Here is a 22,996-nt window from a genome sequence, read left to right as displayed (position 1 = left end):
TGAAACTCAGATCTTAAGCTTCGCAATACGAACAGCATAATTCGCATTACAAATGACCAGGAGAACTCATGTCTGTTTCGACGGCAGCCGTGGCCAATCTGTCCACGATCTATTCGTCGGTGCCGCCGAGCGAGCGGCCGACGGCCGCTGCCCGCGCCGGCTATCGGTCCGTCGAGTCCTGGTGGCCGTTCGAGTCGCCCCTGCCGTCCGACCAGGAGCTGACAGCTTTCGTCGACGCCATCGAGACCGCCGGCGTCGAGCTGGTCGCGCTGAATTTCTCGCTCGGCGACCCGGCCGCAGGCGAACGAGGGATCTTGTCCTACCCCGAGCGTGCCGCGGAGTTCCGCGAGCACGTCGAGGTGATACGGGAGCTGGCGGTGCGACTCGGGGTGCGACTGTTCTGCGCGCCCTACGGGGACCGCCGCCCCGGCCTGACTGATGCGGAGCAGCAGGCCACCGCGGTGGCCAATCTGGTGCATGCCCATCGGCGGCTGAGCCCGCTGGGCGGTGTTCCGATGTTGGAGCCGCTCAGTGGCGTGCCGACCTACCCGCTCAGGAGCGCGGCCGATGCGGTAGCGGTGATCGACCAGGTGGACGCGGTGACCGGGAGCCGAGGAGCGGTGGGGCTATTGGCCGATCTTTACCACCTGACGGTCAACGGCGCCGACATCGACGCGGACATCGACGCCTATGCCGATCGGATCGTGCACGTCCAGCTGGCCGACCACCCCGGACGTCACGAGCCGGGCACCGGCCGGATCGACTTCGACCGGCACCTGACACGGCTGCGAGCGCAAGGCTTCCGGGGTCGTGTCGCGCTGGAGTACTTCCCGTCGAGCCCATGACCGCGAGGGTCAGTCCATGGCGGTGGTGCGGGTGCCCGCGATGCCCCCGTCCACGGCGATGACCGTGCCGGTGGTAGATCGGTTCACCGGATCGGCCAGGAAGAGCACGGCGTGCGCGATCTCGGCCGCCGACACCACTCGCCCGGTGGGCTGACGCGCGGCGTAGGTCGCGCGAGCCTGGTCGGGCGCGGGTGACTGATCGGCGAGTGAAGCCAACAACGCGGTCTCGACCGTCCCGGGACGCACCGCGTTGACGGTGATCCCGTCGGCGATCAGGTCGGCGGCCAATGCCCTCGTCATTGCCTCGATCGCACCCTTGGTCGTGGAGTAGGCGACCCGTCTGCGGAAGCCCGCACCGGCGGTGAACGAGGACATGTTGACGATCGCGCCCGCGGCCGACTTGCGTAGGTAGGGCAGCGCCGCACGGATGGTTTGCGCATAGCCCAGCACGTTGACCTGCCAAAGCTGGGTCCAGTCCTCGAGCGTGGTTTCCTCGATCGCTCCCGCCCGGACCACGGCCGCGTTGTTCACCAACACGTCAAGCCGTCCGTACCGGCTGTCGATATCGGCCATGACCTCCTCGAGCCGATCGGCATCGGTGACGTCGGCCCGGTAGTGGAGGATCTCCTGACAGTGGGTGGCGGGTGCCGCGTCGATCACCACCGGGTGGCCGCCGCGCGCGAGCACCGCCGCGACGCACGCCTCACCGATGCCTCCGGCACCGCCGGTCACGACGACCACCCTGTCCTGCATGTCCATATGCGACTCCTGTGCGCCAGCTCGACGAAGGGAAGAATGCGCTATTCGACGACGGCCCCGAGCGCGACTACACCGATCCCGGCCACCACGGAGACCACGCAGTCCATCAGCGTCCAGGTGCGGAAGGTGTCCTTGACGTCGAGCTGGAGGAACTCCTTGACCATCCAGAAACCGGCATCGTTGACGTGTGACCCGAAGCGTGAACCAGCCCCGACAGCGAGCGCCATCAAGGCCGCCCCGCTCGGACTCGTGCCGGCCGCCAGTGGCGCCAGCAGGCTCGCGGTGGTGATGATGGCCACCGTGCCAGAGCCCACCGCGACGCGGATCAGCGCGGCCAACAACCACGCCAGGACCACTGCGGGCAGACCGAGGTTGCGGGTCAGGTCGGCGATCGTGTCACCTACGCCGGTCGCGACCAGTGTGCTTTTGAAGCCGCCACCCGCGCCGACCACCAGGATGATCCCAGCGACCAGGGGCAGGCCTGAGCCCATGACACCGCTGACCTGCCGCCGTCCCATCCCGGTGGCCAGCCCGAACGTGAACATCGCCAGCAGGCAGCCGGCGAGCAAGGCGACCGTCGGTTCGCCGATCGTCTCGGCGAGTCGTCGCCCCGGATCGTCCTGGGAAAGCGTCAGCTCCGCGATTGCCCGGATCAGCATCAGGGCGATCGGCAGCAGCATCGTGAGCAGCGTGACGCCGACGCCCGGCGTCGACAGTCTCGGTAACGCCGGTGCCTCGAGGGCTGCCGTGCTGTTCGTTCCCCGTCTGCCGTGGCCGGGCTCATCGTCGGTCCCGCCGGCCTTCGGCATCCCGCCGTCGGGATGACCGAACGGAAGCTTCTCGACCGGCGGCGAAGGCACCAGCCGGGCCAGAACGTTGCCCAACAGCGGACCTCCGACGATCACCGTGGGGACGGCCACGATCAGGCCGTAGAACATGGTCAGACCGAGATCGGCGTGGAACGCGGACACCGCGAGAAGTGGCCCGGGATGCGGTGGCAGGAAGCCGTTGAGCAGCGACAGCGCCGCGAGCGCGGGGATGGCGACCTTGAGCAGAGGCGCTCCGGTGCGACGCACCACCAGCACGATGATCGGGAACACCAGGACCAGCGCGACCTCGAAGAACAGCGGCAACCCGATCAGAAACGCAATCCCGACCATGGCCCAGGGAACGGCGCGGCCGGGAACCGCGCGGACGAACCGGTCGACTAGCCGAGTCGCCGCCCCTGACACATGGAGCAGCTGACCGAGCATGGCACCGAGCGCGATCAGCAGGCCGATGTCACCGATCGTGTCGCCGAGCCCGCCCACGAAATCGGTCACCGTCGCCTCGGCTCCCAGGCCGGAGCCAACCCCGAGCACAGCCGAGCCCAAGATCAGAGCGATCAACGGGTGCAGCTTCGCCCAGCCGATGAGCACAATGATGACGACGATCGTGGCGACCGTCAGCCCGAGCAGAGGGCCCTCACCGATGCTCGCTCTCGGTTCGTCAGCGGCAAGGCGTGCCGCCAGCATGAACACAGCGATCACCGGCCGGTTTCGGCGCCGAGCTCTCGCACGGTGGCCGCGACCGCGTCGCCGAATCGCGAGCAGGGCAGAGTGCCGCCGAGGTCAACCGTCAGCGCACCCGACTCCATGGTCGCTACCACGGACCGTTCGAGCAGGTCCGCCGCCGCGCGCAGCGCATCGTCGTCGTGGCGCCGCGCCAACCAGTCCAGCATCATCCGGGCGGACAGGATGGTGGCCACCGGGTTGGCCCGGTCCTGGCCCGCGATATCCGGGGCCGAGCCGTGGGCAGGCTGGAACATCGCGTGGTCATCGCCGATGTCCCCGGACGGCGCCAGCCCGAGCCCTCCGACCAGCGCGGCGGCCAGATCCGACAGGATGTCGCCGAACATGTTCTCGGTGACCAGCACGTCGTAGCGTTCCGGGTGTTGCATGAGCAGCATCGCGAAGGAGTCGACCAGGGCATGGTCGGAGCTGATGTCCGGGTATCCGGCGGCCACCCCGTCATAGACCTCCCTGAAGAAGGCCAGCGAACGGAAGATGTTCGCCTTGTCCACACAGGTCACGTGACGAGCTCCGTCCCGGGGGCGACCGTTGCGGGTGCGCGCCAGCTCGAAGGCGTAGCGGGCGACCCGCTCGGTGCCCTTCCGAGTGATGATCATGGTGTCGGCGTACACCTCTCCGGTGATCTCCGCGCCGCCACCGAACGATGCGAACAGACCCTCGGTGCTCTCCCGGACCAGGACCAGATCGACCTGTTTCTGGCTCGGGTCCAGCCCCTTCGCCCCTGGATAGAACTTGATCGGACGTACACCTGCGTAGAGCCCGAACTTCTTGCGCGCGTTGACGATGAAGTGTCCCTGCGCTTCGGTGCCATCGGGCATCCGGATGTCCGGGTGGCCCATCGAGCCGAACAGGATCGCGTGCGCGCTCTCCATGGTCTTCCACGTGGTCGCCGGGGCCAACTCGCCGTGCGCGGCGTAGTAGTCCGCGCCTCCTTCGAGCAGGGTGAACTCCAGATCGACGCCCGGAACGACCTCGGCGACGGCACGCAACACCTTGACGGCTTCGTCCACGATCTCCGGGCCGATACCGTCGCCACGCAGTGTGGCTATCTCGTAGGTCACCGCATCTCCCCTCCGCACACCAAGAGCGTGCAGTTCGTCCGCTAAGCGAATAGATACTTTGTTATGCGAAGTCAATGTAGGCGTAGCGACGTGGAGCGTCAACGCTTGAGCGCGCCTCTTGACTACCAACTTCAGAGTTGACGCCGCTGCGACAGGAGCCTTATCCTCTCCGAAATACAAGTCGTGCTTCGCATAGCGAATCACTAGGAGTTCGATATGACGCTGCCTCCCGATGCGCAGTCCGCTACCGCTCGCCTCAACCGCGAGGTCGCCTCGGTGGCGAACGCCATGCGCCTGATCGAAGCGCTGGGCCGCCGCGAGTCCGGCGGGGTGTCCGACCTCGCCCGGGAGCTCTCACTGTCCAAACCAGCTGTGGACCGCCTGCTCAGCACGCTGATGAGCGCCGGCTACGTCGAGCATGTGGCCGAGACGAGGCGATACAGGCTGACCATGAAGCTCGTCGCCATCGCAAACTCGATCAAGGACCGGACCGGCCTGATCGACCTCGCCCGCCCCAAGCTGGTCGAGCTGGCCGACGCCTTCCACGAGACGGTGAACCTCGCCACCCTGCACCAGGGCTCGATCATCTACGCGGACATCGTGCCGTCACGGCAGCTCATCCGCGTCGAGCCGGTGCCCGGCAGCGAGGTGCCGGCCTACGTCACGGCATTGGGCAAGGCCATCCTGGCCTTCTCCCCCGCCGAGGTCCGCGAGCGCTACCTGAGCGCGTTCCGCGCGTCGCCGTTCACCCGGTTCACCGCCACCACGGTCGCCGAGTTGCGGGAACGGTTGGAGACGGCGCGACAGAAGGGCTACGCCCTTGACGAAGGAGAGCTGGTCGAGGAGGTCTGCTGCGCCGCGGCGCCCATCCTCGACACGAACGGGCTCGCTGTCGCCGCGATCTCGGTGACCACTATCCGCAGCACCTTCCAGAAGTCCGGTCAACAGATCGTCAAGGCGGTACAGGACGCGGCCCGAGGGGTCAGCGAGTCACTGGCAGAGGTGCAATGAGCGAGAATCCGACGCGTCGCTCACAAGCCTGGTTCGGTGGCACGGACAAGATGGGGTTCTTCCACCGGTCCGGGCTCAAGGCGATGGGTGTGCCGGACCGGATGTTCGACGGTCGCCCGGTCATCGGCATCTGCAACACCTGGTCGCAGCTCGCGCCCTGCAATGCCCATTTGCGCGACCTGGCCGAATACGTGGCCCGAGGCGTGTACGAGGCGGGTGGGTTGCCGCTGGAGTTCCCGGTGGCCTCACTCGGCGAGACGCTCATGCGTCCGTCCACGATGATGTACCGCAACCTGGTCAGCATGGACGTCGAGGAGACGATCAGGGCCAACCCGCTGGACGGCGTCGTGCTCCTCGCCGGCTGCGACAAGACCACCCCCGCTCTCCTCATGGGCGCGGCCAGTGTCGACCTGCCGAGCATCATGCTCTCCGGCGGCCCGACCCTGACCGGACGCCGCAACGGTGCCCAACTACCGTCGGGAACCGGCACCTACGCCATGTACGACCAGGTCCGGGCGGGCACGATGAGCCCGGAGGAGTTCGTCGGCGCCGAGGTATGCATGTGGCGCTCGAACGGCAGTTGCAACACCATGGGCACGGCCTCCACCATGGCCTCGCTCGTCGAGGTCATGGGTCTCGCGCTCACCGGCAACGCCGCCATCCCCGCGGTCGACGCCAGGCGCCGGACCCTCGCGCACGACACCGGCCGGCGCGCGGTGGAGATGGTGCACGAGAACCTCACGCTGTCCACCGTGCTGGTTCGGCGGGCCGTGGAGAACGCCATTCGAGTCAATGCCGCTATCGGCGGCTCGACCAACGCGGTGGTGCACCTGCTCGCCGTTGCCGGCCGGGTCGGTATCGACCTGTGCCTCGACGACTTCGACTCGATCGCGACCGGCGTCCCGTTGCTGGTCGATCTGGTTCCCTCGGGCAAATACCTGATGGAGGACTTCTTCGACGCCGGCGGCATCCCGGTCGTGATCAACGAGCTCGGTGAGCTACTGCACCGCGACGCACTGACGGTCACCGGACGCACCCTGGGCGAGAACGTGGCCGGCGCGACCGGCTGGGGGTCGCCTGTCATCCGCACCGTCGACGACCCGCTGCGGGAGAACGCGGGCATCGCCGTGCTGCGCGGGAACCTCGCCCCGGACGGGGCGATCATCAAACCGTCCGCGGCCACCGCGGAGCTGCTGGTGCACCGAGGGCCGGCCGTGGTGTTCGAAGACATCGACGACCTACACGCCCGCATCGACGACCCGGAGCTGGACGTGGATGCCGACTCGGTGCTGGTACTCAAGGGTGCCGGGCCGAAGGGCTACCCGGGCATGCCCGAGATGGGCAATCTGCCGATCCCGGCCAAGCTACTGCGCGCCGGGGTCACCGACATGGTCCGCATCTCCGATGCCCGGATGAGTGGCACCGCGTTCGGCGCGGTCGTGCTGCACGTCGCGCCGGAGTCGGCGGCCGGCGGACCGCTCGCCCTGGTACGCGACGGCGACCTGATCCAACTCGACGTGCCCGCGCGGCGGCTGCACCTGGAGGTGGACGACACCGAGCTCGCGCGCCGTCGGATCGATCGTGGCGAGCAGAAGACCCCGGAACCAGGTGGTTACACCCAGCTGTACCTACAGCACGTCACCCAAGCCGACACCGGCGCCGACCTTGACTTCCTGCGCGGCCGGCGCGGTTCGGACGTGCCCAGAGCCAGTCACTGACCATCGAGCACACAGACCGAGGAGTGACATGACGACCAAAGTCGCGATCATCGGGACGGGGCACGTCGGCACCGATCTACTGATCAAGCTGGTCCGGCACCCCGTACTGGAGCCGGTCGCCGTGGCCGGCATCGATAGGAAATCCCCGGGGCTGGCCACTGCCCGCCGACTGGGGGTGGCCGCCAGCGCCTTCGGAGCGGCGGGGCTGGTCGAGCTGGACGTCTTCGATCAGGTCACGATGGTGCTGGACGCGAGCACCTCGGCAGCCCATGAAGCGCACTCTTCCCTGTTCGCTCGGTACGGACGGCCGCTGGTCAACCTCACACCCGCCGTGACCGGACCGATCGTGGTGCCGGCGGTGAACCTGGACGAGCACGTCGGAGTGCCCGGTCTCAGCCTGGCGAGCTGCTCTGCCCAGGCAACCGTCCCTCTGGTGCACGCGGTCACCCGGGTCGTCGCCGTCCCCTACGCGGAGGTCGTCGTCTCCATACCGTCGTCGTCGACGGGCCCGGGAACCCGCACCACTCTCGACGAGTTCACCGAGGCCACCACACGTGCGGTTCAGAGCCTCGGCGGCGCCCGGCGCGGCAGGGCCCTCACTGTGCTCAACCCGGCCGACCCCCCCATGGCGATGCGCGCAACCGTGCACTGCATCATCGAGGACCTCGACGACACATTGCGTTCCTCGATCACGACGTCGGTCGAGGCGATGGTGGCCACGATGGCCCGGACCGTCCCTGGGTATCGACTCAAACAGGACCTCCAGTTCAGCCGCATCAACCCCGATGAACCGTTGCGCACCCTGATCGACGCGACACCGGGCAACCGCTCGAAGCTGTCGGTTTTCCTCGAGGTGGAGGGAGCTGGGGATCACCTGGGCACCTACGCCGGGAATCTCGACATCACGACCACGGCGGCGATCACGGTCGCCGCCCGGCAGAACGTGATCTCGGCCGGCGCCGGGGTGGCGTGAGATGACCAGGGTCTACGTCCAGGATGTGACGCTGCGCGACGGGATGCACGCCGTCCGACACCGGATCGACATGGGCCAGCTGACGCGCATCGCCGCTGCGCTGGACGCGGCCGGAGTGGACGCGATCGAGGTTGCGCACGGCGACGGGCTGGCGGCATCCACCCTGACCTACGGTCCCGCCAGCCACACCGACGACGAGTGGATCGCGGCGATGTCCTCGGTGGTGGCCAGAGCTCGCCTCACCACGCTGCTGATCCCCGGGATCGGCACGATCGAGTCGCTGCAACGAGCACACCGACTCGGGGTCGGCTCGGTCCGAGTGGCGGTGCACTGCGCCGAGGCCGACACCGGGTTGCAGCTCATCGAGCGGGCCCGCGCTCTCGGCATGGACGTCTCCGGTTTCCTGATGATGGCGCACTACCTGCCCCCGACCGCGCTGGCTCGGTCGGCCAAGCTGTTGCAGGACGCCGGCTCGCACTGCGTCTACGTGACCGACTCGGCCGGCCGGCTCACCATGGGCGGGGTGCGGGATCGTGTCCGTGCCTACCGCGATGTGCTCGAGCCCGAAACCGAGATCGGCATCCATGCCCACGAGAATCTCTCACTGTCCGTGGCCAACTCGGTGGTCGCGGTCGAAGAAGGCGTCTCCCGGGTGGATGCCTCCCTTGCCGGGCACGGCGCCGGGGCCGGAAACACCCCGCTGGAGGCCTTCGTCGCGGTGGCCAACCTGCTCGGTTGGGAGCACGGATGTGATTTGTTCGCTCTCGAGGACGCGGCCGACGACCTGGTCCGGCCGATCCAGGACCGGCCGATCCGGGTCGACAGGGAGACGCTGACGCTCGGATATGCCGGGGTGTACTCCAGTTTCCTGCGGCACGCGGAGCAGGCCGCGCGCACCCACAACGTCGACATGCGCCAGCTGCTGGTCGAGGTGGGCAGGCGCGGGCTCATCGTCGGGCAGGAAGACATGATCACCGACGTCGCTCTCACCATGCGCGCGGCCCACTGAGCTGCTGCTCTCCCCCTCACCGCCACCGCAGGAAGGGCAACACATGACCCGAGTGGGATGGATCGGTCTCGGGGCCATGGGCTACCCCATGGCCAGCTGCCTGGCCCGCGCCGGTCACGACATCACCGCATACGACATCGACCCGTCTCGAGCCGAAGCGCTGGGCCCCCACGGCGTACGGCCGGCGCGCTCGATCCACGAGGTGGCGGTCGACATGGATGTACTCGCCATGATGGTCGCCACCTCGGAACAGGTCGAAAGCGTGCTGTTCGGCGACGACCCGGCCGCGGCCACCCTCGCACCCGGTGCCACCGTCGCCATCATGGCCACAGTCGGACCGGGCGTTGTCCAGAACTGGGCCGAAAGACTGGCGCGGCGCCAGATCGACCTCGTCGACGCCCCGGTCTCCGGCGGCGCCGCGCGCGCACTCACCGGTGATCTGCTGATCATGGTCAGCGGCTCACAGCCCGCGGTGGATCGATTGCGACCAATGCTCGACGCGATGGCGCGTACCGCACCGCGCGTCGGCACCGCACCCGGCGACGGACAGAAGGTCAAGCTGGTCAACCAGCTGCTGTGCGGCGTTCACATCGCTGCCGCGGCAGAAGCACTCACCCTCGCCGAGGCGATGCACCTGGATCCTGCCGCCACCTGGGAGGTCGTCCGAGGAGGTGCCGCCGCGTCATTCATGCTCGATGACCGGGGCGCTCGCATGGTGAACGGCAGCCATGAGGTCACCAGCGCCCTCGACATCATCGCGAAGGACATCGGGCTGGTCACCTCGACGGCCCGCACCAGCTGCCACCCCACACCGCTGGCCACCGCCGCCGAACAACTCTTCCTCGCAGGGCAACGCGCGGGCCTTGGTCGCCGTGACGACTCCACGATCATCGAGCTCCTCCGGGGCAGACCTCCAGCAAGCTAGGAACCGACAAACCCGTGGGTGGACTGTCCGAAGTTCGGGTGCGAGTTGACTGTCAGGGTCCCCGGCCATGACAACAGGCAACCGAGCTCACGTCTCTCACCATCTCGAGCCGCGAAGCGCGCCAGCCCGGCGGCGACCGAACACCGCCGGGGCAGAGCTTGTTCATCCACTGTGGATAGTCCGCGGTGTGACCACGGCCGATCCAGAACCACCCGTCCCTGGCTGTCACCAACCGACACTGAGGAAGCCTCGTGCATCTCGTGGACGGACAGCTCGTTCGCGGCGAACCGGCGGTCGGTGAGTCCCGGCTCGTGGACGTAGCGGAGGAAGGCCTCGAGCGTCGCCCGGTTGGACGCGAGTCCGTACGGCCAGGCGTCGCGTCGGTGGCGGACCAGTGTGCGCTGAAGCCGGTTGCCAGCCGCGGCCACTGGTTTCGACCGATTTCGCCGACGGCCGCTTTCCGGCGCCTCCAGCGGAGCCTCCGTGGGGCACGTCGCCCCCGAAGCCGCCCCGGCCGATACCTCATGTGCTTCTAGCCGCGGACCCGGTGAAAGAGCTCATCGTGGTTCATCCGCTCATCCCTCGTCTCGCCCATGGTCCGGTTGCCCGGCGGGGAAGGCGCCCCTCCAGAAGTTCGCGATCTCGTCCCTGCCGGTGATCCAGACGCCGTCGTGACCCGCGATCCGGTCCAGTACGCGGAGCAGCCCGGCCATCCGTGCGGGTCGTCCGATGATCCGAGGGTGCAACCCGATCGACATCAGCCTCGGTCGCTTCACACTCTCCGCGAGCAGTGTCTCGAAGCAATCCAGCGCGTACCGGGCGAAGTCGTCGGCGGTGAAGAACTGACCTTTGAAGAACTTCGTGTCGTTGACGTCCAGCGAGTAGGGAACGACTAGGAACGGCGAGCCGTCCACCGGTTCGTAGTACGGCAGGTCGTCGCTGACCGAGCCCGCGTCGTAGCCGAGCCCGCATTCGGCGAGTAGCGAGCGGGTGTTGGCCGTATTGGGTGGGCGGGTGAACCAACCTCGCACCGTCGCACCGGTCAGGCGTTCCAGGGAGGTGACGCAGTCGGTGATATTACGTTTCTCCTGCTCCCGGGTCATTCCGGTGTGCGGCACCCACCGATAGCCGTGCCCGACGATGTCGCAGCCCCGCTGGACGAACGCCTCAGCCACCGGCACGTTGCGTTCCAGCGCCAGACCGCACGCGAACACGGTGGGCACCACACCGTGGTCGTCGAGACCTTCCAACAGGCGCCAGATCCCGACCCGGCTGCCGTACTCGAAGGTCGACTCCGCGAAAAGCTCGCGTTCCCCGTCCGGCACGTCGTACTTCGCCTCGACCAGGTGCTCCTGGTCGGGATCGCCGTCCAGGCCGTTGCGTTCCGCGCCCTCCTCGTAGTTGACCACGAAGTTCACCGCGAGGCGCGTCCCGTTCGGCCAGGTGAACTGGGGCGGGTTCGCGCCGTACCCGACGAAGTCCCTCGGTTGTGCGGTAGCCGTCATCGTTGCTCCATCACGAGAAGGGTGGCCCGGCCGCTGGGAAGATCAGCTCCGGTGTGATTCCGGCGGACAGGCCGAACAGCAGCCTGAGCCTTGCCTTGACCGGTGAGAGCACACCGGAGGAGAGAAGTCCGGCGGCGAGCAGATGGGTCTCCGACCCGATCCCGCCGTAGGTGGTGTGCAGCGGTCTGCCGTCCTCGCACCGGCTGGCCAGAACAACCGGACACGGCGAGCCTGCCAGCCGGACGGCCGCCTCGGCCAGTGGAGGCGACAGGTGACCGCCACCGGTTCCCGCGATCACCAGTCCATCGACTTCACCGGCGATCGCGTCGACCAACGAGCCGTCCGTGCCCGCCGCGGCCCAGATGAGCTCCACGTAGGCGTCCGGCGGCGCGGTCGTGGGCAGCCGGTCGCGGTGCGGCGACGGGCCCAGTAGCAGTTCCACCCGCTGCTCCGACACCGAGCCGACGGGCCCGGCCGCCGGCGACGCGAACGCCGCGATCCGCGCACTGTGCCGCTTGGTCACCAGGCGCGCCACGTGGATCTCGTCCTGGAACACCACCACCGGGCCGTAGCCGGCCAGCGGCGGGTGCAGCGCGGCCACGACGGCGGCGGTGAGGTTGGCCGACCCGTCCGCGCCGGGCAGATGCGGCGCGCGCATCGCTCCGGTGAGTACCACCGGCACCGGGGTGTCGACCAGGAGTGACAGCGCGTAGGCGGTCTCCTCCAGTGTGTCGGTGCCGTGGGTGATCACCACGCCCCGGACTCCGCTGTCGATCTCCTCCCGCACCGCTCCGGCCAGCGCCCACATGTCGCCGGGGGTGACCGCACGGCTGGACACGGTACGTACGTCACGTGCCCGCAGGTCGACCGGCAGGGACAACTCTCGGGCGATCGTCGCGGCATCGCGCTCGGGGATCGCGCCGGCGGAGGAACACTCGGTGGATATCGTGCCGCCCATCCCGAGGATGCTCACCGCCGCGGCCGAACCGTCGAGATCGACCGGCGGTGTGCTCATCGGTCGATCGCAAGGTGGCGGGTTTCACCGAGCAGGCATACAGCGACGGCGCTGAGCACGGCGGTGACCGCGAGGTAACCGCCGACGGCATACATGCCGAACGCGTTGTACAACGCGACGGCCACGAACGGCGCGATCGCGGCGCCGAACAAGGAGCCACCCTGGTTCGCCACGGTCACTCCGGAGTATCGGGTCGCGGTGGGGAACAGCTCCGCGAAGTACACCCCGACCGGGGCGTACACACATCCCACCGGGAGAACGAACAGCGCGAGCCCGACTGCGAACAGCACCGGGGATCCCGTCTCCACCAGCGCGACCATCGGGAAGACCGCGACGATCGACCCGATCAGACCGGTGAGCATCGCGGTCCGCCTCCCCCTCCGATCGGCCAGCCCGGCGCCCAGCCGCATACCGATGCTGTACACCCCGGCCGCGACGAGCACCGAGGTGAGCGCGACCGGCTGGCTGATCTCGAGCACGGTCGTCGCGTGCGACAGCAGGAAGGTGAACGGGACGTAGAACGTCGTGCTCACGGCCAGGTAGGTGACCATCGCCAGCACCGTCGTGCGCCTGGACTCGCGGAACAGCCTGGCGATCGGCAACCCTTCCTCGCCGGACTGTTGCCTGACTCGCTCCCGACGCGCCTCGAAGACCGGCGACTCCTTGATCCGCAGTCGCAGCACCAGCCCCAGGACGATCAGCACCGTGCTGAACAGGAAGGCGAGCCGCCAGCCCCACGCCACATAGGCGTCCTCGGGAATCACCACTGAGACGAGCAGCAGCAGCGCGGTGGACAGCGCCAGCCCGGCCGTGACGCCCTGCTGCGGCCAGCTCGACAACCTGGCCCGCCGGTCGGGCGGCGCGAACTCGGTCGCGATGAGCACCGCGCCGCCCCACTCACCGCCAACCGCGACTCCCTGAAGAAAGCGCAGCACGACCAGCAGGACCGGCGCCCACATACCGATCGACTGGTAGCCCGGCAGCAACCCGACCAGTGTGGTGCTGGTGCCCATGAGCAGCAGCGAGGCGATCAGGGTCGCCTTGCGCCCGATCCGGTCGCCGAAGTGAGCGAAGATGACCCCGCCGAGTGGGCGGGCGACGAACGCGACCGAGATGGTGGCGAACGAGGCGAGCGTGGCCGCCGTGCCGGACAGCGACGGGAAGAACTCTCTGCCGAACACCAGGGTTGCGGTGCTCGCGTAGATGTAGAAGTCGTACCACTCGATGGTTGTTCCGATGAACGCCGCTCTGGCCGCTCGTCGGGCTTCGCGTAGCGGCGGTGGGGCGGAACCCGCGACTTCGGTGCTGGCCTTCACTGTGATCAGCTCGCTTCCTCGGCTCCGGGATGGGACTGCCGACACCGGTGGGTTCGCCGATTCTGAACGCGTCTTCATTCGATTGCATGCGACCGTACTCAATAGCGTTCAGGATGGGCAAGCCTCAGGCCTCGATTCGACCTGCTGCCAGTACGCTGAGCCCTATGGGCAAACCCGCCGCCTCCACAGAACCCGAGCCCGCCATCGCGCTGCCCGGGATCAGGTCGATAGCCGAGGAGCTGTTCGACCACCTGCGCGACGCCATCGTCCGCAACGAGATACCGGCAGGCACCCGGGTCGTCGAGGAGATCGTCGCGACCAGGGCGAACGTGAGCCGAACACCTGTCGGACAGGCACTTCGCCGACTGCAGGCCACCGGGCTGCTCCGGGCATCCCAGCACGGACTCGTGGTCAACGAGCTCTCCGCCGACGAGCTGTCCGAGACCTGCACGGTGCGCGACACGCTCGAGGCGCTGGCAGCACGCCTCGCCGCGGCCAGCCGGACCGACCTCGACGTCGCACTGCTCGAGGAGGCCACCAGCCGTTTCGAAGCCGCGATCGGCGGCGAGGTCAGCGAGATCGTGGAGCTCAACCACATGTTCCACGAGATCGTCTGGGAAGCCGCTCGCAACACCTATCTGAAACAGAACCTCGAGCTCACCCGCTCACTCATCGAACGACTCAACTCCACGACGCTGGCCTCGGAGGAACGTCAGCGAGAGGCGCTGCGGGAGCACAGGGCGATCGTCGACGCGATCATCGCCAGGGACGCCGACCTGGCCGAGTCGACAACCCGCGAACACTTCCGTAAAGCCACCGCGATCCGGGTGCTCTCCAAGCGGGCAGAGGGTCGCTGGACCGTCAAGCCTGCCTGACACACCCTGAATACCGCCGCATACGTTAGTATTCCGTCGAGCTGATCGACGAGAGACGGGTGGCGATCATGAACGCTGCAGGAGCGGAGTCGTCCGGCGACCGGGCGCCGAACACGGTTGACGTCGTGGTCGTGGGTGGCGGGAACGCCGGATTCTGCGCGGCGCACGCCGCGCACGAGTCAGGCGCGACCGTGCTGCTGCTGGAGAAAGCCACGGCGGACGAGGCCGGGGGGAACTCCTTCTACACGGCCGGTGCGTTCCGCCTGGTGCACAACGGCCCCGACGACGCGCTACGCGGGCTCATCGACGATGACATCACCCAGGACAGGTGGGATCGCACCGATCTGGCGCCCTACACCCGCGCGGAGTTCACCTCCGACATGCGCCGGCTCACCGACGGTCGCTGCGACCCCGCGATGACCGACATCCTGGTCGAGGACAGCGCGGACCTTGCATCCTGGCTGGCCGGGCGCGGGATCCGTTGGCGCCTGATGTACGAGCGGCAGTCCTATGTCAACGACGAGCGCTGGGTCTTCTCCGGAGGTCTTGCCATCGGGACGGTGGACGGCGGCAAAGGACTGATCGCTCAGCACACCGCGGCGGCCGCGCGCACCGGGATCGCCATTCGATACGGGGCAGGGGTCACCGGCCTCGAGCTCGGTGAAACTCCCACGGTTCGCTGGCGGGAGAGCGACGGCGAGGAACGGTCCGTGCGGGCTCGTTCGGTCGTGCTGGCCGCCGGCGGTTTCGAGGCCGACCCGGCCCGACGCGCGGCCCACCTCGGCCCGGGCTGGGAACGGGCGCTGGTCAGAGGCAACCCGCTCAACACCGGCGAGGTGCTCGACATGGCGCTGGACGCGGGTGCCGCCCGACACGGCGACTGGTCCTCCTGCCACAGCGTGGCGTGGGACAGCGGGGCCCCGCCCCAGGGCGGCGACCGGCAGCTCACCAACCAGCTGACCCGGCAGAGCTATCCGATCGGCATCGTAGTGAACAACCTCGGCGAGCGTTTCGTCGACGAGGGCGCCGACTTCCGCAACTACACCTACGCCAAGTACGGCCGGGAGATCCTGACCCAGCCCGACGGCCGGGCCTTCCAGCTCTTCGATGCCAAGACCCGCCCGTTGCTACGCACCGAGGAGTACGACAGCAAGCCGATCACCAGCGCCGAGGCGGACGACCTGGCGACACTCGCGGACAAGCTGGGCATCGACGCCGACGGGCTCGCCACGACCGTTCGGGAATTCAACGCCTCGATCGTCGACGTGCCGTTCGACCCCGCGGTGAAGGACGGACGAGCGGCCAGGGTCCGGCCGCCGAAGTCGCACTGGGCCCAGGCGTTGGACGCACCGCCGTTCTACGGCTTCGCGGTGTCCTGCGGCGTCACGTTCACGTTCGGCGGCCTGCACGTCGACGAACGGGCCCAGGTGCTGGACGAATCCGGTCAGCCACTGTCGGGGCTGTACGCGGCGGGCGAGCTGGTCGGTGGACTGTTCTCCGGTAACTACCCCGGCGGCAGTGGGCTGACCGCGGGTGCCGTCTTCGGCCGCAGGGCCGGCCGCGCGGCCGCCGAGGACCGAGCGAGGTGATGGATCGAGCTCGAGACTCGATCGCACCGCGACTTCCTCTTCTATTTTCGTCTGACGGATGGAACAATTTCATGTGATGAAAAGAACCGCTGCCTCGGGGACGACTGTCACCGCCACACCCGCCACCGTCACCGCGCTCATCGACGAGTTCGCCGCATTGTCCGAACCCAGGTCGGGACCCGGTGTCACTCGACTCGCCTACACCCCGCTGGAGCGGCGGGCACACGACGTGTTCACCGAGCGGATGCGGGCGGCGGGCCTGCGGGTGTGGACCGACGCGGCGGGCAACACGATCGCCGAGCGGCAGGGCACCGTGGCGGGTCTGCCCGCGATCGGCACCGGCTCGCACCTGGACAGCGTCCCCAACGCCGGGACGTTCGACGGCGTCGCCGGGGTGGTCGCGGCGATGGAGGTGGCACGTCTGTTCACCGAGAACGCGGTGACACATCGACACCCCTTGCGCTTCGTGGTGTTCGCGGCGGAGGAGGGCGCCCGGTTCGGACAAGCGTGCACCGGTAGCCGGATCGCGGCCGGACTGACCACCGCCGCCGACCTCGACCGGTTCACCGATGCCGAGGGAACCACCCTGCGCGAAGCCATGCGCGGCAGCGGCATCGACCCGGACCGGGTGGACGAGGCCACCTGGATGCGCGCCGAGTGGGCGGCGTTCGTCGAGCTGCACATCGAGCAGGGCAGCGTGCTGGACAGCAGCGGCACCGGCCTCGGTGTCGTGGACGTGATCTCCGGCAGCACGCGGTTCAGGGTCGATCTGCACGGCAGGGCGGCGCACAGTGGCGGCACCCCGATGGAGCTGCGCATCGACGCGTTGACCGCCGCGGCAGAGATCGTGCTGATCGCGGAGGAGCTCGCGAGCGACGACGAACACGACGGCACCCGTGTCACGGTGGGCCGGCTCGACGTCGAGCCCAACTCCATCACGACGATCCCCGGCGACTGTCGTCTGTACGTCGATGTCCGGGATGTCGATCCCGCGCGTCAGCGCGCGACGGCGGACGAGGTACTCGCGCGCGCCAGGACTGTCGCGGACCGTCGCGGGGTGGGCTTCCGTTCCGACATGCTGGCCGACGCCTCCCCGGTGGCGCTGCCCCAGCTGGTACGCGACGCGATGGCGGCCGCGTGCGACCAGCTCGACCGTCGTTACCGGATTCTGCCGAGCGGCGCGAGCCACGACAGCCAGATGATCAGTCGGGTGTGCCCGGTGGGAATGCTCTTCGTGCCCAGTCTCAATCACGGCGTCAGCCACTCCCCCGATGAGCTCAGCACCGCCGAGGACATCACGTCCGGTATCGAGGTACTCGCGGCGACGCTGCTGTCCCTGGACACCGGCCTCCAGACCGGGTGACCCCGCGGAGCTCACCCGGGGACCCGTTCACCGAGTTACGTCAGCATCGCTTCACAGAACGCCTAGGGGCGGCATCGGCCCTCACACCTGCTCGACGAGCGCGGCGCTCTGGTTCCCCTCGGCGGGTGGTGGTCGGTAGGGTCGCGATCGCACGCAGAGCAGCGGAGTCGAGTTATCGCCGCGATCGCGACGGTCTCACCGCCGCGCAGCGTGACCAGCTTGCGCAGCACGCCCAGCCTGCGGTTGCTCCACACAGTGGCCAACGGAGCGAGTCTCGCACCCGGCTCCGGGCGCCGATACGACCACCTCTCAGGTCAGTGTGTGGTGCCGGAGGTCTGGATGACGTCGTCGAGCTGACCCGGCTCGCGGTCCGGGATCAAGAGCATGGCGACCATGTCGACCAGGTAGATCAGGGCGAGCAGGCCCAGCGCCGTGGCGAAACCCAACGAGCCGGCGACCAACGCGACCAACAGCGGCGCCAGACCGCCGACTCCTCGTCCGATGCCGAACAGCACGTTCTGCGCGGTGGCACGCGCCGCGGTCGGGTAGTTGTCCGCGATCACCGCGCCGTAGCCCCCGAGCATGCCGTTGGCGAACAGCCCCATCACGGCTCCGCCGGCGAGCAGCGCCACCGGTGAGGTTAGCTGGCTGTACCCGTACACCGAGAGGCAGGCTCCCGCCTGGAACAGCCAGAAGATCTTGCGGCGCCCGATCCGGTCGGCGAGGTAGCCGAACACCATGACTCCGATGATCATCCCGGCGACCGTGATACCCGTCCAGGCCGACGACTTGGTGACGCTGAGCCCGATCTGCTGCGACAGGTACGTCGGCATCCAGGTGATGATCCCGTAGTAGCCGAAGTTCTGGATCGAACAGATGATCACGATGCCCACGCTGGTCCGGGTGGTTGCACGATCGGCGACCAGCAGCGTGTACGGATTCACCCGCTTCTCACCGGAAGCCGCCACGGCGGCCTGGTGACGGACGAAAGCGTCCGGCTCGTGCAGCTTGGACCGCAGGACGACCGCGACGACGGCGGGGAACACCCCGACGACGAACAATCCGCGCCACCCCCACAGGCTGATCACCGGAGCTGAGATGAACGCGGCGAGCAGCACTCCGAGCTGGAAGCCCATTCCGACCCATGATGTCGCCCTCGCCCGTTTGAGTACCGGGAACGCCTCGGCCGCCAGCGCCATGCCGATGCCGAACTCCCCGCCGATGCCGGCGCCGGCGATGAACCGGAACACCGCCATCTCCAGGTAGCCCTGCGCGAACGCGGTCAGCCCGGTGAACACCGCGAACAGGACGATCGTGTAGGTCATCACCCGGACCCGGCCATAGCGGTCCGCGATCCAACCGAAGACGATCCCACCGAGCACCGCTCCGACCACGGTGATCGTGGCCAACGAGCCGGCCTCGGTCTGAGTGAGGCCGAGACCCAGGATGATCGCGGGCAACGCGAACCCCAGGATCAGCATGTCGAAGCCGTCCATCGCGTAACCGAGGGTGGCGGCGAAGACCGCCCTGCGGCCGTACGACGTGACCTGCCCGGGGTCCGCCGCCTCGTTGGCGACCTCGTGGCCGTCCGTCCGCTCCTGCGCTCTGTCGTCGTTGACCATGACTACCGCTTCCGCTTCGTTGCTCAGCTGTCGATGTGTCGTATCGGCGACAGGAGCGTCGCCACGTCGGGTGTGTGATGGACCGTTGCCAGCCGGTCCCAGAGCTCTCCGCCGCGCTCTCCGGTCAGAGCGAGGAACTTGTCCCGGAGCTCGCCGGCGGTCAACGGATCGTGGAAATGTCCGTGCGGGTCGCGGACGCAGGCCTCCCAGCGGCGACCGGTGTGCACGACGACCCTGGCCGGCGAGTGCTCCGGCCATTCCCGTTCGAGTTCCGGGTCCACGGTCACGCTCACCCGCTCGGCCAGGCGCGCGACCTCGGGCCGGTAGTCGAACGTGTCCAGGTCGAACGCGAGGACCCCGGCCCGATCCAGCCCTGACGCCCTGGCGGTCAGCGCGGCCGCCACCGCGTAGGGCAGCGAGAACCGGGTGGACAGGTCGTTCGGCGCGGGTTGTCTGCCCAGCTTCTGGTTGTTCGCCACGGTCTGCACCTCGACGGCCGAGATACTCCGCACGGGCAGCGGCGGCAGGAGCAGGACCGCATCGAGAGCCGCGTGGTTCAGTGCGCAGGCACTGTGGCGCTTGAAGTAATTGCGCAGGATCCTCGGTTCCGCCGGGTCGATCGTCCCGGTCAAGGCACCGATATCCCCCGGCGTGCCGAGCAACGCCGCGAACAGCGCGTCGACCGAGCTCGCTGAGCCACGAAAGCCAGCTCGGTGCAGTCGGACCGCACCCAGCGCGTTGCGGGCGGCCAGCCCGGTCGCGGTGTTCCGCGCGGTCGCGCCCTCATAGCATGCGTCCCACACCGGGACCGTCGGCGTGGTCGCGGCGATCCGGGCCACCGCCACCGGGTCTTCGTCGAGGAGCAACGCCACCGCGACGGCCGCGCCCACCCCGGCGAGGTGACCGTGCGGATGGGTCGGTGGGATGAGCCGGAACGCCGCGAACAAGCGGGCGGCGACCTCGTACCCCGCGATGACCGCGCCGAGCAGCTGTGCACCGGAACGATGGCTGACCTCGGCTGCCGCGAGCGCGGCCGGCACGATGTGCATGCCCGGGTGACCGGTCGGTCGGACACCCTCGTCGATCTCGAGGAACGAGCCGGCGGTGGCGTTCAGGAAGGCCGCTTCCTCGGCCGAGGCTGGCGCGGCGCCCGCCGCGAGGACCGTCGCCCTGCCGGACAGCGGTGGCGACTCGAACATCGGATCGGGTTCGCGCAGTCGCACCATCTCCTCGGTACGACCGCCCGCGAAGCTGACCGCCACGGTGTCCGCGAGCACGTGGATCGCGTGCCGGCGGACCGGTTCGTCGAAGTCGGCCGCGTAGAGAGTGGCGGACCGCTCGATCAGCTGGGTCACCGAGGCGGCCGGTTCGCCGGCGTCCATCAGCCGACCGAGGCGGCGGCGTGCTCGGCCCGGACGAACCGGCCACGGCGGGGTGCGACGACTTCCCGGTCGCGCACGACGACCTCGCCGCACAGCACGGTCGCCACCGGGGCCCCGCGCAGCTCGACACCGTGCCACGGGCTGACGGGTTGCTTGGCGACCAGTTCCTCGTTGCGCACCGTCCGGCTCGCCTCGGGGTCGACGATCACCAGGTCGGCGTCGCTGCCGGGCCGGATGACTCCCTTGCGCGGGTACAGGCCGTAGAGCTTCGCCGTCTCGGTCGCGGCGACCTGCGCAAGGCGTTCCGCCGTGGTCCTGCCGCGCAACATGGCATCGATCAGCAGGGGACCGAACGTCTCACACCCCACACCACCCGCCGGCTGGGTGGCGAAGCCCCGGTTCTTCTCCTCGACCGTGTGCGGGGCGTGGTCCGAACCGGTGGACACGATGCTGCCCTCGTTCAGCCCGTTCCACAGCGCATCCTGGTCGCGCTGCTCGCGCACCGGCGGATACACCTTCATCACCGGCCCGACCCGGGGATAGTCCTGATCGGTCAAGGTCAGGTACTGCGGGCAGGTCTCCGCGCTCACCGGCACACCCCGCCGCTGGGCCGAACGCACCGCTTCCAGGCCTGCCTCAGAGGCCATGTGGACCACGTGGAACCGACATCCCGTCGCTTTCGCGAACTCGGTGGCGATCGCGATCGTCGTTGCCTCCGCGGTCGCGGGCCGGGCGGCCAGCAGATCCTCGTAGCTCTCGATCGGATGGCCGAGCTGTTCCTGGCTGGTGGCGAGCACGTCCTTGTCCTCGCAGTGCGCGGCCAGCAAGCCGCCGTGCCGCGCCACCTCGGCGAACAGTCGCAGCACCTGCCCGTTCGGCGGTGGCATCAGCAGATTCTCCGGCGGCTCGTCATCCAGGTTGTAGATCAGCGACCGGGTCTCCTTGTGCAACGCGTAGCCCCAGAACAGCTTCACCCCGACCGCGCCGGCGGCGAACATGGGTCCGATCTGGTCCAGGTTCGACTCGCCGAGGGCAAGGCCCCACAACCCGAAGTCGGTCCAGGCCGACTTCTCGTGGTAGGCACGGCGCTGCTCGAAGACCTCCAGTGTCTCCACCGGCGGTATCGCGTTCGGCATCTCCAGCACGGTCGTCACGCCGCCCACCAGTGCCCCGCGCGTCGAGTGGTCGAAGTCCTCCTTGTGGTTGTTGCCCGGGTCGCGCGAGTGCACGTGCGGGTCGATGAAACCGGGGAGCACGAGCTTGCCCGCCGCGTCGTAGCGCTCGTCGCAGTCCACTCGGGTCCCGGCGTCCAACACACCGGAGATGACCCCGTCGTCGCACAACAGATCGGCGCGCAGCGGACCATCCGGGGTGATCAGGTTCCCGTTGGTGATGTGCAGTCTCATCAGGTCCTCCTCGGACGTCCGTCCACTCTCAGGAAAAGTTCGGGGTCAGCGGGTGCCGGCGGGCACAGCCGCCCAGCTCGAGTCCAGCTCGACACCGAGCCCTGCCGTGCGCGCCGCGTCGACCACATGGACCGAGCAGACCAGGTCCTGCAACGCCATTCCGTGCGACTCGAAGACCGTGATGTCCTCCGCACGCGCGCGTCCCACCGCCTGACCCGCCTGGACCTCGGCGAACTCGGTCACCGTGGTCGGATCGAAACCGTTGGCCAGCAGGTCACCGCATTCCTTCACCGCGACCGCCCGTGAGTCGACCACCACGTGAGCGGCCCGATCGATGACCACGGCGTCAAGCTCTCGACGCCGTGCATCGTTGCTACCCACCGCGGTGACATGCGTGCCGGGAGCCAACAGCCGGCCGTCGAAGAGCGGTGTCGCCGCGGATGTCGCCGTCACGACCACGTCAGCGCGGGGCACCGCGGTCTCGGCGCACGTCCCGGACTCCACCCTCAGCAGTGGGTGTGCCGCACGCAGCGCAGCGGCCGTGACCTCGGCCCGCCGAGCATCACGACCGACCACCAGCACGGTGGTGAGCTGCGGCAGGACCTCGACCAAAGCATCAACCTGCGCCGGAGCCTGGAAACCCGTGCCGAACAGGCACACCGTCGAGCTCTCCGGACGGGCCATCACCCTGGCCGCGACAGCCGAGGCAGCCGCTGTCCTCCGCCGCCCGAGCAGGTCGCCCCGGACCAGCGCGCGCAGTGTCCCGGTGCTGTGCGAATGCAGCAGGATCGTGATCACGCTGGCCCGGAACACATCCGTTCGCACGACCGGATAGCTCTTGACCACGACGGCGTCGAGAGTCGGAGCGATCGCCGACATCACGTTCACCGTGACGTCATCGATCCCGCTGCGCTCCCTCGCCTGATCCGAGGCATCACCACGGGCTAGCAGCTCGAAGGCGTGCTTCACGCAGGAGTGGGCGGCCTTCGGCGGCAGCAGTCGATCCACCATCGCGTCATCGATGATCAGCGGCACACGGCTCCCTCCACCA

19 protein-coding genes are annotated in these 22,996 nt (G+C 68.5%); 9 read left to right on the top strand and 10 right to left on the bottom strand.

Going from position 1 to position 22,996, the window contains the following annotated elements; translation table 11 throughout:
* Positions 1-68 precede the first annotated feature (68 nt).
* Positions 69-845 (top strand): hydroxypyruvate isomerase family protein, encoded by a 777-nt coding sequence (locus G406_RS0132560; RefSeq protein ID WP_028937042.1) that lies wholly within the window; start codon positions 69-71, stop codon positions 843-845.
* 9 nt (positions 846-854) lie between these two features.
* Here G406_RS0132560 and G406_RS0132555 read toward each other — a convergent pair whose 3' ends face one another.
* The 3 genes from G406_RS0132555 to G406_RS0132545 are packed head-to-tail and all read right to left on the bottom strand — an operon-like array spanning position 855 to position 4,236.
* Positions 855-1,604 (bottom strand): SDR family NAD(P)-dependent oxidoreductase, encoded by a 750-nt coding sequence (locus G406_RS0132555; protein WP_028937041.1) that lies wholly within the window; start codon positions 1,602-1,604, stop codon positions 855-857.
* A gap of 41 nt (positions 1,605-1,645) precedes the next feature.
* Positions 1,646-3,133: a GntT/GntP/DsdX family permease gene (locus G406_RS0132550; RefSeq protein ID WP_156935268.1), complete on the bottom strand. Its 1,488-nt coding sequence runs from the start codon at positions 3,131-3,133 to the stop codon at positions 1,646-1,648.
* Entirely contained in the window at positions 3,130-4,236 is a 1,107-nt protein-coding gene (locus tag G406_RS0132545) for an isocitrate/isopropylmalate dehydrogenase family protein (RefSeq protein WP_037079515.1), read from the bottom strand. Before G406_RS0132545 ends, G406_RS0132550 begins: the two co-directional genes overlap by 4 nt.
* Positions 4,237-4,452: 216 nt before the next feature.
* Between G406_RS0132545 and G406_RS0132540 the strand changes: the two genes are divergently transcribed.
* From G406_RS0132540 to G406_RS0132520, 5 genes are read left to right on the top strand one after another with little or no spacing between them, the layout of a single operon-like run.
* Positions 4,453-5,247 (top strand): IclR family transcriptional regulator, encoded by a 795-nt coding sequence (locus G406_RS0132540; RefSeq protein WP_028937038.1) that lies wholly within the window; start codon positions 4,453-4,455, stop codon positions 5,245-5,247.
* Positions 5,244-6,965, top strand: a complete 1,722-nt coding sequence (locus tag G406_RS0132535; protein ID WP_028937037.1) for an IlvD/Edd family dehydratase — start codon at positions 5,244-5,246, stop codon at positions 6,963-6,965. The genes G406_RS0132540 and G406_RS0132535 overlap by 4 nt, the downstream gene beginning before the upstream one ends.
* A 28-nt stretch (positions 6,966-6,993) precedes the next feature.
* Positions 6,994-7,938, top strand: a complete 945-nt coding sequence (locus G406_RS0132530) for an acetaldehyde dehydrogenase (acetylating) (RefSeq protein WP_028937036.1) — start codon at positions 6,994-6,996, stop codon at positions 7,936-7,938.
* Between the two features lies 1 nt (position 7,939).
* Positions 7,940-8,947 carry a 4-hydroxy-2-oxovalerate aldolase gene (gene dmpG / locus G406_RS0132525; RefSeq protein WP_028937035.1) on the top strand — a complete coding sequence of 336 codons (1,008 nt, stop codon included), beginning with the start codon at positions 7,940-7,942 and terminating at the stop codon, positions 8,945-8,947.
* A gap of 43 nt (positions 8,948-8,990) precedes the next feature.
* Positions 8,991-9,872 (top strand): NAD(P)-dependent oxidoreductase, encoded by an 882-nt coding sequence (locus G406_RS0132520; RefSeq protein WP_028937034.1) that lies wholly within the window; start codon positions 8,991-8,993, stop codon positions 9,870-9,872.
* A gap of 575 nt (positions 9,873-10,447) precedes the next feature.
* On the opposite strand, the gene G406_RS0132510 is transcribed toward G406_RS0132520, so the two are convergent.
* From G406_RS0132510 to G406_RS0132500, 3 genes are read right to left on the bottom strand one after another with little or no spacing between them, the layout of a single operon-like run.
* Positions 10,448-11,377 (bottom strand): polysaccharide deacetylase family protein, encoded by a 930-nt coding sequence (locus tag G406_RS0132510; protein ID WP_028937032.1) that lies wholly within the window; start codon positions 11,375-11,377, stop codon positions 10,448-10,450.
* Positions 11,378-11,387: 10 nt separating this feature from the next.
* Positions 11,388-12,392, bottom strand: a complete 1,005-nt coding sequence (locus G406_RS51360) for an asparaginase (protein WP_051342980.1) — start codon at positions 12,390-12,392, stop codon at positions 11,388-11,390.
* Positions 12,389-13,708 carry an MFS transporter gene (locus G406_RS0132500; protein WP_028937031.1) on the bottom strand — a complete coding sequence of 440 codons (1,320 nt, stop codon included), beginning with the start codon at positions 13,706-13,708 and terminating at the stop codon, positions 12,389-12,391. The genes G406_RS51360 and G406_RS0132500 overlap by 4 nt, the downstream gene beginning before the upstream one ends.
* Positions 13,709-13,872: 164 nt before the next feature.
* On the opposite strand from G406_RS0132500, the gene G406_RS51355 reads away from it, so the two are divergent.
* The 3 genes from G406_RS51355 (at position 13,873) to G406_RS0132485 (ending at position 17,535) form a co-directional block, all read left to right on the top strand.
* Positions 13,873-14,583: a GntR family transcriptional regulator gene (locus tag G406_RS51355; protein ID WP_051342979.1), complete on the top strand. Its 711-nt coding sequence runs from the start codon at positions 13,873-13,875 to the stop codon at positions 14,581-14,583.
* Positions 14,584-14,651: 68 nt separating this feature from the next.
* On the top strand, positions 14,652-16,172 hold the full coding sequence (gene tcuA, locus G406_RS0132490) for an FAD-dependent tricarballylate dehydrogenase TcuA (protein ID WP_051343057.1): 1,521 nt from the start codon (positions 14,652-14,654) through the stop codon (positions 16,170-16,172).
* A 76-nt stretch (positions 16,173-16,248) separates the two neighbouring features.
* Positions 16,249-17,535, top strand: a complete 1,287-nt coding sequence (locus G406_RS0132485) for a Zn-dependent hydrolase (RefSeq protein ID WP_084216519.1) — start codon at positions 16,249-16,251, stop codon at positions 17,533-17,535.
* A gap of 314 nt (positions 17,536-17,849) precedes the next feature.
* On the opposite strand, the gene G406_RS0132480 is transcribed toward G406_RS0132485, so the two are convergent.
* The 4 genes from G406_RS0132480 to G406_RS51345 are packed head-to-tail and all read right to left on the bottom strand — an operon-like array spanning position 17,850 to position 22,980.
* Positions 17,850-19,157 (bottom strand): MFS transporter, encoded by a 1,308-nt coding sequence (locus G406_RS0132480; protein WP_028937028.1) that lies wholly within the window; start codon positions 19,155-19,157, stop codon positions 17,850-17,852.
* Positions 19,158-19,180: 23 nt separating this feature from the next.
* The gene (locus G406_RS54765) at positions 19,181-20,539 is read right to left on the bottom strand and encodes an MmgE/PrpD family protein (protein WP_051342978.1); all 1,359 of its coding nucleotides are present in this window, start codon (positions 20,537-20,539) and stop codon (positions 19,181-19,183) included.
* Complete coding sequence (locus tag G406_RS0132470; RefSeq protein ID WP_037079508.1) at positions 20,539-21,945, bottom strand: dihydroorotase; 1,407 nt, start codon at positions 21,943-21,945, stop codon at positions 20,539-20,541. Before G406_RS0132470 ends, G406_RS54765 begins: the two co-directional genes overlap by 1 nt.
* Before the next feature lie 45 nt (positions 21,946-21,990).
* Entirely contained in the window at positions 21,991-22,980 is a 990-nt protein-coding gene (locus G406_RS51345; protein ID WP_051342977.1) for an ornithine cyclodeaminase family protein, read from the bottom strand.
* Positions 22,981-22,996: the final 16 nt, after the last annotated feature.

Source organism: Actinospineispora spinosispora DSM 44797 (assembly GCF_000429025.1).
Classification (GTDB): Bacteria; Actinomycetota; Actinomycetes; order Mycobacteriales; family Pseudonocardiaceae; genus Pseudonocardia; species Pseudonocardia spinosispora.
The sequence above is the reverse complement of the archived record's forward strand: the minus strand, read 5'-3'. Positions and strand labels throughout refer to the sequence as shown.